The 14706-nt window shown below is 72.6% G+C and carries 9 protein-coding genes; all 9 read right to left on the minus strand.

Features of this window, described 5'->3' with window-relative positions; translation table 11 throughout:
- Positions 1-14 precede the first annotated feature (14 nt).
- Positions 15-1514 carry an Asp-tRNA(Asn)/Glu-tRNA(Gln) amidotransferase subunit GatB gene (gene gatB, locus SALPAC6_RS0112635; RefSeq protein ID WP_018253776.1) on the minus strand — a complete coding sequence of 500 codons (1500 nt, stop codon included), beginning with the start codon at positions 1512-1514 and terminating at the stop codon, positions 15-17.
- A gap of 13 nt (positions 1515-1527) precedes the next feature.
- Positions 1528-3003: an Asp-tRNA(Asn)/Glu-tRNA(Gln) amidotransferase subunit GatA gene (gene gatA / locus SALPAC6_RS0112640; RefSeq protein ID WP_018253777.1), complete on the minus strand. Its 1476-nt coding sequence runs from the start codon at positions 3001-3003 to the stop codon at positions 1528-1530.
- Positions 3000-3305, minus strand: a complete 306-nt coding sequence (gatC, locus tag SALPAC6_RS0112645) for an Asp-tRNA(Asn)/Glu-tRNA(Gln) amidotransferase subunit GatC (RefSeq protein ID WP_018253778.1) — start codon at positions 3303-3305, stop codon at positions 3000-3002. The genes gatA and gatC overlap by 4 nt, the downstream gene beginning before the upstream one ends.
- 152 nt (positions 3306-3457) lie before the next feature.
- Positions 3458-5875, minus strand: coding sequence for a putative bifunctional diguanylate cyclase/phosphodiesterase (locus SALPAC6_RS0112650; RefSeq protein WP_018253779.1), 2418 nt, complete (start codon positions 5873-5875; stop codon positions 3458-3460).
- 143 nt (positions 5876-6018) lie between these two features.
- Entirely contained in the window at positions 6019-8154 is a 2136-nt protein-coding gene (gene ligA, locus SALPAC6_RS0112655) for an NAD-dependent DNA ligase LigA (protein ID WP_018253780.1), read from the minus strand.
- Positions 8155-8315: 161 nt separating this feature from the next.
- Entirely contained in the window at positions 8316-9323 is a 1008-nt protein-coding gene (locus tag SALPAC6_RS0112660; RefSeq protein WP_018253781.1) for a uroporphyrinogen decarboxylase/cobalamine-independent methonine synthase family protein, read from the minus strand.
- Positions 9324-9375: 52 nt separating this feature from the next.
- Entirely contained in the window at positions 9376-10449 is a 1074-nt protein-coding gene (gene mnmA / locus SALPAC6_RS0112665; RefSeq protein ID WP_188115254.1) for a tRNA 2-thiouridine(34) synthase MnmA, read from the minus strand.
- 144 nt (positions 10450-10593) lie between these two features.
- A complete protein-coding gene (locus tag SALPAC6_RS0112670) occupies positions 10594-11769 on the minus strand; it encodes a cysteine desulfurase family protein (protein WP_026189617.1) in 1176 nt (391 codons plus the stop codon).
- An 86-nt stretch (positions 11770-11855) separates the two neighbouring features.
- Positions 11856-14564: a cation-translocating P-type ATPase gene (locus SALPAC6_RS0112675; RefSeq protein ID WP_020493581.1), complete on the minus strand. Its 2709-nt coding sequence runs from the start codon at positions 14562-14564 to the stop codon at positions 11856-11858.
- Between the last annotated feature and the right edge of the window lie 142 nt (positions 14565-14706).

Genomic DNA, 14706 nt, shown 5'->3' on the forward strand with positions numbered 1-14706 from the left:
TGCCGCGCACGTCGTCAGCCCTGGACGCCGAGGCGCTCCAGGATCAGCTCACGCACGGTCTTTGCGTCAGCCTGCCCACGGGTGGTCTTCATGACCGCGCCGACCAGGGCACCGGCCGCGGCCACCTTGCCGCCGCGAACCTTGTCGGCGATGGCGGGGTTGGCGGCGATCGCCTCGTCCACCGCCGCGGTCAGCGCGCCGGTGTCGGAGACCACCTCCAGCTTGCGGTCAGCCATGATCTTGGCCGGCGAGCCCTCTCCCGCCACCACGTGCTCCAGCACCGTACGGGCCAGCTTGTCGGTGAGCTTTCCGGCGTCAACCAGGCCCTGCAACTCGGCGACCTGCACCGGGGTGGCACCGATGTCGGCCAGTTCCACCCCGGTCTCGTTGGCCCGGCGGGACAACTCGCCCAGCCACCACTTGCGGGCGGCGGTCGGGGTGGCGCCCGCCGCGATCGTCGCCTCGATCAGCTCGACCGCGCCGGCGTTCAGGATCGACTGCATGTCCGGGTCGGACAGGCCCCACTCCTGCTGGAGCCGACGCCGGTGCAGCCGCGGCAACTCCGGCAGGGCGGCCTTCAACTCGGCCACCCAGGTCGGGTCCGGCGCGATCGGCACCAGGTCCGGCTCCGGGAAGTAGCGGTAGTCGGTCGCGGTCTCCTTGGACCGGCCGGAGGTGGTGTCCCCGGTGTCCTCGTGGAAGTGCCGGGTCTCCTGGGTGATCCGGCCGCCCGCCGCGAGCACCGACGCCTGCCGGATCATCTCCGAGCGCACCGCGCGCTCCACCGACCGCAGCGAGTTGACGTTCTTCGTCTCGGTACGGGTGCCCCACTGCTCACCCGGGAGGTTGAGGGAGGTGTTGACGTCGCAGCGCAACGACCCCTCCTCCATCCGGACGTCGGAGACGCCGAGCGAGCGGAGCACGTCACGCAGCTCGGTGACGTACGCCCGGGCCACCTCCGGCGCCATCGCACCGGCACCGGGGATCGGCTTGGTGACGATCTCGACCAGCGGGATACCGGCCCGGTTGTAGTCGACCAGCGACTCGGTCGCGCCGTGGATGCGACCGGTGGCCCCACCCACGTGCAGGGTCTTGCCGGTGTCCTCCTCCATGTGGACCCGTTCGATGCTGATCCGCACCGGTTCGCCGTTCACCTCGACATCCAGGTAGCCGTCCACGCAGAGCGGCTCGTCGTACTGGCTGATCTGGTAGTTCTTCGGCATGTCCGGGTAGTAGTAGTTCTTCCGGGCAAACCGGCACCACTGCGCGATCGAGCAGTTGAGCGCGAGCCCGATCCGGATGGTCGCCTCCACGGCCGCCCGGTTGGCCACCGGGAGCGAGCCGGGCAGCCCCAGGCAGACCGGGCAGACCCGGGTGTTCGGCGCCCCGCCGAAGTCGGTCGGGCAGCCGCAGAACATCTTGGTGTTCGTGCCCAGCTCGACGTGGGTCTCCAGGCCGATCACCGGTTCGTAGCGCGCGACGACCTCGTCGTACGCGGGCAGTGTCGTCGTCATCGGTGCTCCTGCCTCACAGTGCCGGTGGGGTGAACGGGCCGACGGCGCTCTCCAGCGCGGCCGCGACCCGGTACATCCGGTCGTCGGCCATCGTCGGTGCCATGACCTGCAGACCGACCGGGAGCCCGTCGGCGAGGCCACAGGGCACCGAGATGCCCGGCCCGCCGTACAGGTTGCTCGGAATGGTGAACAGGTCGGCCAGGTACATCTGGTACGGATCAGCGGTGCGCGCCCCGACCTGGAACGCGACGAACGGCGTCGTCGGCGAGATCAGGGCGTCGACCTGGTCGAAGGCGGTGGTGAAGTCCCGACTGATCAGGGTGCGAACCTTCTGCGCCTGACCGTAGTACGCGTCGTAGTAGCCCGACGAGAGGGCGTACGTGCCGAGCATGACCCGGCGCTTGACCTCCGGGCCGAAACCGGCCTCCCGGGTCGCCGACATGACCTCCTCCAGCGACCGGATGCCGTCGTCACCGACCCGCAGGCCGAACCGGACACCGTCGAAGCGAGCCAGGTTCGACGAGCACTCGCTCGGGGCGATCAGGTAGTAGGCCGGCAGCGCGTACTGGAAGTGTGGGCAGGAGACCTCGACGACCTCGGCGCCCAGCTTGGTGAGCGTCTCCACCGCCGCCCGGAACGCCGCCAGCACGCCCGGCTCGGCTCCCTCCCCGGCGAACTCCCGGACCACACCCAGCCGAACCCCGGTCAGGTCACCGCTGGCACCGAGCCGGGCGGCGGCCACCACATCCGGCACCGGCGCGGGGATCGAGGTCGAGTCGAGCGGGTCGTGGCCACCGATCACCTCGTGCAGCAGCGCGGCATCCAGCACCGTACGGGCGCAGGGGCCGGGCGTGTCCAGCGAGGACGAGAAGGCGATCAGGCCGTACCGGGAGGTCCCCCCGTAGGTGGGCTTGACGCCAACGGTGCCGGTGACCGCCCCGGGCTGACGGATCGAGCCGCCGGTGTCCGACCCGATCGACAGCGGCGTCTCGTACGCGGCCAGGGCGGCCGAGCTGCCGCCGCCGGAGCCGCCCGGGATCCGGCTCAGGTCCCACGGATTGTGGGTCGGCCCGAAGGCCGAGTACTCGGTGGAGGAGCCCATCGCGAACTCGTCCATGTTGGTCTTGCCCAACATCACGGTGCCGGCCGCCCGCAGCCGTCGCACGATCGTGGAGTCGTAGGGCGGGCGCCAGTCGGCCAGGATCTTCGACCCGGCCGTGGTCGGTACGCCCTTCGTGGTGAGCACATCCTTGACCGCCACCGGCACACCGGCCAGCGGGCCGAGCGGTTCGCCGGCGGCGCGGCGCGAATCCACGTCGCGGGCGGCGTCGAGGGCACCCTCCGTGTCCACGTGCAGGAAGGCGTGCACCCGGTCGTCAACGGCCGAGATCCGGTCCAGGTGCGCCTGGGTGACCTCGACCGCCGAGGACTCACCCCGCGCCACCAGGCCGGCGAGTTCAGCGGCGGAGAAGCTGGTCAGGTCGGTCATGAAGCCACATCCTCGTCCAGGATCCGCGGTACGCGGAACCGCTGCTCGGCGGCGTCGGGCGCGCCCGACAGCGCCTCCTGGGGCGTCAGGCACGACGCCACCACGTCGTCGCGCAACACGTTCGTCAGCGGCACGGAGTGCGACGTCGGCGGAATGTCCGCCGCGGTGACCTCGCCGACCTGGGCAACTGCCTGGAGGATCACGTCGAGTTGACCGGCGAGGGTATCCAGCTCCTCCTCGGTCACGGCGAGCCGCGACAGTCGCGCCAGGTGCGCGACCTCCTCGCGGGAGATGGCGGCCATCGGTGCCCCCTTCGTGGCTGTCCTGCTGATCTGTCCGCGCCGACCGCGGGCGTGCTGCGCTACCCGCGGTGACCGCAGCGAGTCTATTGCTCCCGCCCGGCGCCGCTGCCTCGACTCCCCCCTCGACAGCGGGGCCGGCGGGTGGTTGACGGTCAACGGGCGGGGCGCTGCCCGATGGCGGCCTCCGGCCCCGCCGTCGGGCGTACCGGACGATGCCGGGCCAGCCAGGCGACGAGCTCCTCGGCCGGCATCGGCCGGGCATAGAACCAGCCCTGCGCGGCGTCGCAGCCGATCGCGTGCAGCATCCGCCAGGTCCGCTCGTCCTCCACCCCCTCGGCCACCGCCCGTAGCCCGAGCGCCCGGGCCAACTCGACCACCGAGGTAACGATCGCGGCGTCGTCGGCGTCCTCGGTCATCCCAAGCACGAAGGAGCGGTCCACCTTCACCTCGGAGAGCGGTAGCCGCCGCAGGTGTTGCAGGGAGGAGAAGCCGGTGCCGAAGTCGTCCAGGGCGATCCCCACGCCGAGCCGGTGCAGCCGGGTGATGGTGGCGAGCACCCGCCGCGGGTCGGCCATCAGCGCCCCCTCGGTGATCTCCAGCTGGAGGTGCTGTGGTGGTACGCCGTGCCGGGCGAGCCGCTCCGCGATCCGGTCGGCGATCTCCTCGGTGTGCAGGTCCCGGACGCTGACGTTCACGGCGGCCCGGAGGACCACACCCGCCGCCTGCCACCGCGCCAGCTGCGTCACCACGTCGTCGATGACCCGGAAGGTGAGCAGGCGCATCACCGTGCTCTGCTCGGCCACCCGGATCAGCTCCTCCGGGTCGACCATCCCGCGCCGGGGGTGGCGCCAGCGCAGCAGCGCCTCGACCCCGACCACCTCCCCGGTCGCGATGGCGACCTGCGGCTGGTAGTACATGGTGATCTCACCCGCGCCGGCCGGGTCAGCCAGCCCGCCGGTGCGCCCCACCGCTGAGCGCAGCTCCGGCGCCCCGGCTCCGTCGGCGGAGGCGGCGAGCGGATCCACGGTCCCGCCGGGGGCCAGCGGAGCGGCCGGGCCGAGGGTGGTGTGGTGGCGAGTCGGGTCGGCCGCGGTGACGATCCGCTGGATCAGCTCGTCGGAGTGGACCAGATGTACGCGCTGCCGTCGGCCCCACCGCGACCATCGGCCCGGGTTCGGCCCGCCCGTGCGGGGTAGCACCGCGCCGTCACCGCCGATCACCGGGAGCGCCGAACCGTTGCGCCCCGGGTCCGCCCCGCCGCCGTCCGCCTCCGGGCACAGCCCGGAGGCGAGGACCCGACGCAGGTCGGCGAGGAGACCCAGCCGCTCGGCCGAGTTGTGGTCGGACTCGGGCACATAGACGGCGACCGTGTCGCTGCGCTGCTTCGCGTCGTACATCGCCACGTCGGCGTGGCGCATCAGGGTGGTGAAGTCCTCGCCGTGGTCGGGGAAGAGCGCGACCCCGATCGACCCGCCGACATCCAGCGGCAGCCCGTCCAGCGTGACCGGCTCGGCCAACGCGGCCACCACCCGGTCGGCCCGCTCGCGCGCCTCGGCGACATCGGTCAGCCCGGTCAGCACGATGGCGAACTCATCCCCGCCGAGCCGGGCCACCAGGTCCCCGCCGGCGACCTCGGTCAGCCGGGCACTCACCTCGACCAGCAGGCGATCGCCGACGGCGTGCCCGAGCGCGTCGTTGACGTGCTTGAACCGGTCCAGGTCGAGCAGCAGCAGCGCCAGTCGGGCCGGCGCCGAGCCATCCGCCGCCCGCTCCGCGTGCTGGTGGAGTTGCTCGCCGACCTCGGCGACCAGTGCCTTCCGGTTGGCCAGGCCGGTGAGGGGGTCGAGGGCGGCGAGTTGCTGCTGCTCGCTGCTGAGCCGGGCCATCTGGTAGACCGCGAACAGCGGCACCACCACCAGCGGGACCAGCGCTGCACTCGCCTGGGCCGCGGTTACCAGCACCGGCGCAAGGAGCAGCAGCGAACCGGTGGCGAGCAGCTCGAAGCCCATCCCCTGCCGCCGACGAGTCCCGAAGCGCAGCCACACCGCCGAGTTGACCAGCCCGTTGTTGACCACGAACCAGGCGAGCATCGCGCCGCTGACCGCAGCCACGTCGGTCCAGCTCAGCGGCCCAGCACCGAAGAGGTCGCCCGGGCCGAGGCCGATGAGAACATGAGCGGCAGCGAGGGCGCAGGTGTACTGGCCGGCGTTGAAGGCGATTCGCCAGCTTGCGTGCCCCGTCCGGACCCCGGACACCACGACCGCCACCACCTGCACCGCGACCGCCGGGCCCAGCCCCCAGCCGAGCAGGATGGCGAAGGTGAAACAGGTGGACGGAAAGACCGCCGACGACTGCCGCCGCCCCGGCGGGACGAACGGCCGGGCGTCCCCGGCGACCGCCAGCACCGCCATGGTCCAGAACGCGGCGGGCAGCCGGAACACCTGGTCGGGAAGGGCCAGCAACGGACCCGCCGACGTCAGCGTGGCCACGGCGAGGACCACCGCCACGAAGGCGAAGAACGGCGCGCTCCGTCCTGGTGGAACGAAGTTGCGCGGGTCGGCCGTCGCCATCACACCTCCCGCGGGTCAGGTCGGCGCACCCATGCGTACGCCGTGTCCCCCATGTAACGCCCCAGGAGCCGGAATTCCCCGTACGACAGTCACGAATCGGTCGTAGTCGTAATTAAGTTGGTATACGCGCCCGCGTCCGCCGGTCAGCCCTCGACCTGGGCCACCGCGCGAGCAGCCTCGGGGCCCGCGTCGAGCAGCGTGTGGAAGCCCTCCTCGTCCAGCACCGGCACCTTCAGGCTCGCCGCCTTCTCCGCCTTCGTCCCCGGGTTGTCACCGACGACCACAAAGGCTGTCTTCTTCGAGACCGAGCCGGTGACCTTGCCACCGCGAGACTTGATCGCCTCGGCCGCCTGGTCCCGGGAGAAGCCGGCGAGCGTCCCCGTCACCACCACGGTCACCCCCTCCAGCGGGCGCGGCCCCTGCTCGACGGCCTCCTCCGCCATCCGCACCCCGGCCTCGGCCCACTTGCGCACCACCTCGCGGTGCCAGTCCACGGCGAACCACTCCCAGACGCTCGCCGCGATGGTCGGCCCGACTCCGTCAACAGCCGACAGCTCCTCCTCGCCGGCTTGGTCAATCGCCTCGACCGACCGGAAGTGCCAGGCCAGGGCCTGCGCCGCGGTGGGGCCGACGTGCCGGATGGAGAGCGCCACCAGCACCCGCCAGAGCTCGCGCTCCTTGGCAACGGCCAGGTTCTCCAGCAGCTTGACGGCATTGCTGCCGAGGCTGCCGTCCTTGTTGACGAAGAACGGGGATCGCGCCAGCTGCGCGGTGTCCAGGGTGAACAGATCGCCCTCGTCGGTGATGATCTGGGCGTCGAGCAACGCGGCGGCCCCCTTGTAGCCCAGGACCTCGATGTCGAAGGCCCCCCGCCCAGCGAGGTGGAAGACCCGCTCCCGGAGCTGGGCCGGGCAGCTACGCGGGTTGGGGCAACGGATGTCGATGTCGCCCTCCTTCGCCGGAGCCAGCGGGGTGTCGCAGCACGGGCACCTGCTCGGCATCACGAACGGCCGAGCCTCCGGTGGGCGCAGCTCGACCACCGGGCCGAGCACCTCGGGGATCACGTCACCGGCCTTACGGATCACCACCGTGTCGCCGATCAGCACCCCCTTGCGCTCCACCTCGCGGGCGTTGTGCAGGGTGGCCAGCGCCACCGTTGACCCGGCCACCAGGACCGGCTCCAGGACCGCGAAGGGAGTGACCCGGCCGGTGCGCCCGACGTTCACATCGATGTCGAGCAGCCGGGTGTTGACCTCCTCCGGCGGGTACTTGAACGCGATCGCCCAACGCGGGGCCCGGCTGGTCGAACCCAACCGGCCCTGGATCGCCACCGGGTCAACCTTCACCACCACGCCATCAATCTCGTGCTCGACATCGTGCCGGTGCGCGGCGTAGTGCGCGATGTACTCCGCGACACCGGCCAGCCCCGGCACCACCCGCCACCGGTCGCTGGTCGGCAGCCCCCAGGCCCGCAACGCCGCGTACGACTCGGACTGGGTGCCCGGCGCCCAGCCCCGGCGGGCCCCGAAGCCATGCACGACCAGCCGCAGTGGCCGGGACGCGGTGACTCGGGGATCCTTCTGCCGCAGGCTGCCGGCGGCCGCGTTGCGCGGGTTGGCGAAGGGTGCCCGCCCCTGCTCGACCAGCCCGGCGTTCAGATCCGCGAAGCCGGCGACCGGGAAGTAGATCTCACCGCGGACCTCCAGGAAACCGGGGATCTCCGGAAACTCGGCCGACGGCGTCAGCTCCCCCGGCACGTCCCGAATGCTGCGGACATTCGCCGTCACGTCCTCGCCGGTGCGGCCGTCCCCGCGGGTGGCCGCTCGGACCAGGCGCCCCTGCTCGTAGGTCAGGTTGATCGCGAGGCCGTCCACCTTCAGCTCGCAGAGGTAGGGAACCGGGCCACCGGCATCCCGCTCGACCCGCTCGGCCCAGGCCGCCAGCTCCTCGTCGGAGAAGGCGTTGTCGAGCGACATCATCCGCTCAGCGTGCGCCACCGGCGTGAAGTCGGTGGAGAAGGCGCCCCCCACCCGCTGCGTCGGTGAGTCCGGCGTGCGCAGGGCCGGGTACTCCGCCTCCAGCGCCACCAGCTCCCGCAGCCACTCATCGAAGGCCGCGTCGGAGATGGTCGGCGCGTCGAGCACGTAGTAGCGGTATTGGTGCTCGGTCAGTTCCCGGCTGAGCGTCGCATGCCGCTCGCGCGCCACCGGGGTCGGCTCCGCGCCGGCCGCCGCCTCCTGCGCAGCAGAAACCTGCTGGCCGATGGCATCCTCGGACATCGCCCTGACCTCCCATTCTCCCCACTACCCGGGAACCGTATCGGGGCGGTGAGACATTGCGCCGCCCACCCGCCCGCGCCAGCAACGGCGTGGTCGCGCTGGCCGTCGAGTACCGGCGGGGCGGTCGCCCGGGTCAGGCAGCACCCGCAGACCGGGCGCACTCACCCCTGCTCGCGTAACCGCCGTCCCGCGTCCCGGCAGGCGGTGAGGACCGCTCGGGTGTGCCCTCCGGTGGCGTTCGCCAACCCGCAGGCCGGCGTGATGACAACCTGCTCGGCGAGCCCCCGGCGGGGGAACCCGAGGCGGTCCCAGAGCCGGCGGACCCGCTCGGCGACCTGCGCCGACGTCGGTGGTTTGCCGGCCGCCGCCGGCCCCGTGGGCACGGCACCGGCCAGTAGGCCCAGCCCGGCGTCGATCGCCTCGCCCAGCGGATCCAGGTCGGTGACCAGGTCGAGATCGAGGGCCACACCGACCGCACCGACCTCCCGAATCAACTCCAGCGGCACGTCCGGGGCGCAGCAGTGCACCACGACCGGGACGTCGGCGGCGGCGACGACCTCGCGCAGCAGGCCGCGGGCCCGGCCCGGCTCCACCGGCTGATACGTCCCGAACCCGCTCTCGGTCGGCACCCGCCCGGCGAGCACCGCCGGCAACGACGGCTCGTCCAGCTGGAGCAGCACCGAGGCCCGCGGTAGCCGACGCGCGACGGCAGCGACGTGCTCCCGTACCCCCTCGGCCAGGGAGCCGGCCAGGTCCCGCACCGCACCGGGATCGCGGACCAACCGGCCGCCCACCGGCAGCTCCACCGCCGCGGCGAGGGTCAGCGGCCCGGCGACCTGGATCTTGATCGGCCCGGCGTACGCCTCGGCCTGCGCGGCGAGGATGTCCAGATCCCGCTCCATCAGGTCCCGGGCCCGGCGCCGGTCCCGACCGGGGCGGGAGGCGACGCGCCACCGGGCGGCGTAGAGCTCGACCGGTAGCTCCACCAGCAACCCGGCGGTCCGGCCGATCACCTCCGCGCCCGGGCCACGGGCGGGCAACTCGGGCAGATGTGGGAGGAGGGGCAGCTCACCGAGGGAGATCCGCTGGGCCTCCGCGATGTCGGTGCCGGGGAGCGACCCGACACCGGTCGCCGCACCCGCGGGCCACGGCCACGGCTGATCACTCACGGTCGAAGACTATCGGATTCGCGCCCGACCGCCGCCGGGCCACCCGGATGGGTCAGGCCGCGATGGTGGCGGAGCCGAGTACGACGTCGCCCGCCGGATCCGGGCGGTAGGCCACGATCGCCTGGCCGGCCGCCACTCCGCGGACCGGCTGATGCAACTCGGCCCGCAGCCCGTCGCCGGTCACCGCCACGGTCGCGGGCACCACGTCACCGTGCGCGCGCAGCTGCACCTCGCACTCGACCGGAGCAGCCGGCCGGGGCCCGCCAGTCCACACCGGACGCCGTGCCTGCACCTGGGACACCGCCAACGCCTCGGCCGGGCCCACCGTCACCGTGTTGGTCTTCGGGGTGATCGACAGGACGTAGCGGGGGCGACCGTCCGGGGCCGGGCGGTCCAGGTGCAGCCCGCGTCGCTGCCCGACGGTGTAGGCGTACGCCCCGGTGTGCCGGCCCACCACCTCACCGGTGGCGGCGTCGACGACATCGCCGGGCGCCGCACCGAGCCGCTGGGCGAGGAAACCCCGGGTGTCCCCGTCGGCGACGAAGCAGATGTCGTGCGAGTCCGGCTTGTCGGCCACCGCCAGGCCGCGCCGGGTTGCCTCCGCTCGGACCTGCGGCTTCGTCGAATCCCCCAGCGGGAACATCGACCGGCTTAGCTGCTCGCGGGTGAGCACGCCGAGCACGTACGACTGGTCCTTGGCGAGGTCGACGCTACGGCGCAGCAAACCGTCGGCGCCGAGCCGCGCGTGGTGGCCGGTGACCACGGCGTCGAAGCCCAGGGCCACGGCCCGGTCCAGCACCGCGGCGAACTTGATCTTTTCGTTGCAGCGAAGGCAGGGATTCGGGGTACGGCCGGCCGCGTACTCGGCGACGAAGTCGTCCACCACGTCGGCCTGGAACCGCTCGGCCATGTCCCACACATAGAACGGGATGCCGAGCACATCAGCGGCCCGGCGGGCGTCCCGGGAGTCCTCCAGCGTGCAGCAGCCCCGGGCGCCGGTGCGATAGGTCTGTGGGTTGCGGGCCAGCGCCAGGTGCACCCCGGTCACGTCATGCCCCGCCTCGACGGCCCGCGCCGCCGCGACCGCGGAGTCCACGCCGCCCGACATCGCCGCCAGCACCCGCACCCCGACCACCTTCCCCACACCGTCGGGCACCGTGGTGGTGCCCGGACGAGCGTAACCACCCCGGCCGCCGCCCCCAAACCCAGCGCGCCCGCCCTCCCGGACGGCGCCTCCGGAGCGAGTCGCTGTCGCTGTGCGGCGATGGGGTCAGCGCGAAGCGCGGAGGCTACCGGCCCGCCGGGCCCGGTCGACCGCCTCCGGCAGGGCCGCGATCAGCGCGTCAACCTCCTCCGGTGTGCTGGTGTGGCCGAGGGTGAAGCGCAGCGAGGAGCGGGCCCGGGCGCTGTCGGCGCCCATCGCGAGCAGCACATGGCTCGGCTGGGCGACCCCCGCCGAGCACGCCGAGCCGGTGGAGCAGGCGATGCCCTGTGCGTCGAGTAGGAGCAACAGCGCATCGCCCTCACAGCCCGGGAAGGAGAAGTGGGCGTTGCCGGGCAGGCGATCGTTCGGGTCACCGTTGAGTACCGCCTCCGGCACCGCCTGCCGCACCCGCGTCACGAGGTCGTCCCGGAGGGCCGTGACCCGGGCCGCGTACTCCTGCTGGTGCCGGACCGCCGTCTCCAGGGCGACCGCGAACGCGACGATTCCGGCCGTGTCCAGGGTCCCCGAGCGGACGTCCCGCTCCTGGCCACCGCCGTGCAGCAGCGGGGTCACGGCGACATCCCGGGCGAGCACCAGGGCGCCGACCCCGGCCGGCCCGCCGAGCTTGTGCCCGGTCACGGTGAGCGCCGAGACGCCACTGGCGGCGAAGTCCACCACCACCTGGCCGACCGCCTGAATCGCGTCGGTGTGCAGCGGCACCCCGTGCTCGGCAGCCACCGCGGCCAACTCGGCGACCGGCTGAACCGTACCCACCTCGTTGCTGGCCCACATTGTCGTGATCACCGCCACCTGGTCGGCGGCGGCGGCCAACTCGGCGTGCAGCCGCTGCGGGGTGACCCGGCCGAGGGCGTCGACCGGAAGCGAGCTCACCTCGGCGCCCTCCTGCGCGGCCAGCCAGTCGACGGCGTCGAGCACCGCGTGGTGCTCCACCGCACTGGACACCACCCGAGTTCGCCGACGATCGGCCGACCGGCGGGCCCAGAAGATGCCCTTGACCGCGAGGTTGTCGCTCTCGGTGCCACCCCCCGTGAAGATCACCTCGGCGGGGCGGGCACCCAGCGCGGCGGCCACCCGCTCGCGGGACTCCTCCACTCGGCGGCGGGCCTGGCGGCCCGCTCCGTGCAGGGCGGAGGCGTTGCCGACCTCGCGGGCGGTGTCGACGTACGCCGCCAACGCCACGTCGAGCATCGGAGTGGTCGCCGCATGATCCAGATAAGCCATCAGGTTCAGCCTAACGACCGGATCGGCGTCAGCCGGAAGCCGGCCGGCTCCCCGGCAGAGTCGCGCCGCGCGGGAGCCGGTGCCGCTCAACCGAGCCGGCGGCCGAACCAGCCGAACCGCTTGTCGAGTCCCACCACGGCACCGGCCACGAGTGCGACACCCAGGATCCGTAGCCACGTTCCGAGGCCGATGGGCGCCGTCCGGAACAACGTGTTCAGCACCGGCAGGTAGGTGAGCGCCATCTGGCCGAGGGCCTGAAGCAGCACCCCACCGATCAGCCAACGATTGGTGAACAGTCCCAGCCGCCACGCCGAGTGGCGCAACGAGCGACAACTGAACAGATAGAAGACCTGCACGGTGACGACGAGGTTCACCGCCGCCGTACGGGCCTGTGCCAGCTCCGCCCCGCTGCCCAGTTCCCACTCGAACACCCACCAGGCGCCCGCCACGACGAGTGCGGACACGAGCAGAATCCGCACCACCAAAGCGCTGGTCAGCAGCGGCTGAGCGGGATTTCGGGGCGGCCGGGACATGATCCCGTCCTCCTTCGGCTCAAACGCGAGCGTCAGGCCGAGCAGCACCGCCGAGGTCATGTTGATCCACAGGATCTGGCTGGGCAGGATGGGCAGCGCGGTACCGAGCACGATGGCGACGAGGACCAGCATGCCCTCCGCCGTGTTGGTGGGCAGCGTCCAGGTGATGAACTTGGTGAGGTTGGCGAAGACGCCCCGCCCCTCCTCGACGGCCGCCTCGATCGTGGTGAAGTCGTCATCGGTGAGGATGATGTCCGACGCCTCCTTGGCCACCTCCGTACCGCTGCGCCCCATCGCCACCCCGATGTCGGCCTGCCGCAGGGCCGGCGCGTCGTTGACGCCGTCCCCGGTCATGGCGACCACCTGCCCATCGGCCTGCAACGCCTCCACCAGCCGCAGCTTCTGCTCCGGCGACACCCGGGCGAAGACCGCCGCCCGGTCCACCGCCGCCGGACGGTCGGCGGGGGAGAGCCGCGCGAGGTCGGAGCCGGAGAGCACCTCGTCGGGCCCCGGCTCCGCGTCCAGCAGCCCGAGGCGACCGGCGATGGCGCTCGCGGTGGTCTGATGGTCACCGGTGATCATCTTCACCGAGATTCCGGCCCGCTGGCTGGCGGCGACCGCATCGGCGACCGCGGCCCGGGGCGGATCGAGCATGGCGTGCAGGCCGGTGAAGACCAGGCTGCCGGGCAGCTCCTGCTCCGCCAGCTCGGCGTCACCGTCCAGCCGCACCTGCGCCGTGGCCAGCACCCGTAGCCCCTCGCCGGCGAGCGCTCCGGCGGCGGCCAGCACCTCGTCCCGGTCGAGTGGTACCTGTTGCCCCTGCTCGTCCAGCGCCGCGACGCTCCACTCCACCAGCCGCTCGACCGCACCCTTGACCAGCACCACCCGTCCGCCGTCCCGGATGTCGTGCAGGGTCGCCATGAACTGCCGCTCCGAGGTGAACGGGATGGACGCGACCCGGGGCAGCTCGTCGGCCACAGCCGCCGCCCACAGGCCGCCCTTGGCCGCCACCACCAGCATCGCGCCCTCGGTCGGGTCGCCGAGCACCACGTACTGCTCGTCCCGCTCGGCCAGCCGGGCATCGTTGCAGCCCACCCCGGCCAGCAGCGACCAGCGCAGCGCCCCGGCATCGGAGATCCGCGCGGCCTCGCCGTCGGGCCCCCGGATCTCGCCGGATGGCTGGTATCCACTGCCGGTGACCTCGTGCCGGCCGGCGACCGTCCAGAGCGTCCGCACCGTCATCTGGTTCTCGGTCAGGGTGCCGGTCTTGTCCGTGCAGATCACCGTCGTGCTACCCAGCGTCTCCACCGCCGGCAGCCGCCGGACTACCGCCTGCCGGCGGGCCATCCGCCCAACCCCAATCGCCAGCGTGATCGTCACCGCCGCCGGCAGCCCCTCCGGGATGGCCCCCACCGCCAACGCCACGGCGGCGGTGAACATCTCACTGCCACTCTCCCCCCGGAGGATGCCGACTCCGAAGGCCACCCCGGCGAGCACCAGGATCACGACGGTGAGCAGCCGGCTGAATCGGGCCAGCTTGGCCGTCAGCGGGGTGTCCAGCACCTGGGCGCTGCCGACCAGGCGATGGATCCGACCCAGCTCCGTCTCGGCCCCGGTGGCCATGACCAGGCCGGCGGCCGAGCCGCTGGTGACGAGCGTGCCGGAGTAGAGCACGTTCCGGCGATCGGCCACCGGCGTCTCGTCCGGGACGACGACCTCGTCCTTGCGGACGGGCTGCGACTCACCGGTCAGGGTCGACTCGTCCGCCCGCACCTCGTCGGCCCGGGCCAGGCGCAGATCGGCGGGGACCTTCTCCCCCGCCTCGATCAACACCAGGTCCCCGGGGACGACCTCCGCCGACGGCACCCGCCGCGGTTGACCATCCCGGATCACCCTGGTCTCGGTCCGCACCATCGACCGCAACGCGTCCAGCGCGGCCTCGGCCTTGGACTCCTGCAGGAACCCGACCAGGGCGTTGACCAGGACCACACCGAAGATCACGACCGAGTCGACGTACTCGGCGAGCAGCGAGGTGACCAGGCCGGCGCCCACCAACACGTACACGAGGGGGTTCTGGAACTGGCGGAGCAGCCGGCGGAGCAGGCCGTTCCCGGTGGCGGCCGGCAGGACGTTTTCCCCGAAGCGCTCCCGGCGGTCAGCCGCCGCCGCGTCACTCAGGCCACGCTCGGTGTCAGTCTCGAGCAGCAGCACGACTTCGTGCAAAGCCAACGCGTGGTGGCCCTGGTCGGGCGTCCTCGGCATCCGCGTTCCTCGTTCCCTGCCTCGGCGGGGTGCGTGCGGGGCACGCAGGCCATCCTCGCAGGTTGACGCGGCGATCGTACGGTTGTGGGCGGACCCGGACCAGCCAGTGCCGGGAACCCGTCGGGGTTCCCGGCACTGGCTG

The sequence above is a fragment of the Salinispora mooreana genome (assembly GCF_000379065.1).
Classification (GTDB): domain Bacteria; phylum Actinomycetota; class Actinomycetes; order Mycobacteriales; family Micromonosporaceae; genus Micromonospora; species Micromonospora mooreana.

Bases quoted from the DNA above. Each gene is read 5' to 3' on its own strand.
- gatC (WP_018253778.1), bottom strand. From the start codon at position 3,305: ATGGCCGCCATCTCCCGCGAGGAGGTCGCGCACCTGGCGCGACTGTCG.
- SALPAC6_RS0112650 (WP_018253779.1), bottom strand. From the start codon at position 5,875: ATGGCGACGGCCGACCCGCGCAACTTCGTTCCACCAGGACGGAGCGCG.
- SALPAC6_RS0112670 (WP_026189617.1), bottom strand. From the start codon at position 11,769: ATGGCTTATCTGGATCATGCGGCGACCACTCCGATGCTCGACGTGGCG.
- ligA (WP_018253780.1), bottom strand. From the start codon at position 8,154: ATGTCCGAGGATGCCATCGGCCAGCAGGTTTCTGCTGCGCAGGAGGCG.
- gatA (WP_018253777.1), bottom strand. From the start codon at position 3,003: ATGACCGACCTGACCAGCTTCTCCGCCGCTGAACTCGCCGGCCTGGTG.
- SALPAC6_RS0112675 (WP_020493581.1), bottom strand. From the start codon at position 14,564: ATGCCGAGGACGCCCGACCAGGGCCACCACGCGTTGGCTTTGCACGAA.
- gatB (WP_018253776.1), bottom strand. From the start codon at position 1,514: ATGACGACGACACTGCCCGCGTACGACGAGGTCGTCGCGCGCTACGAA.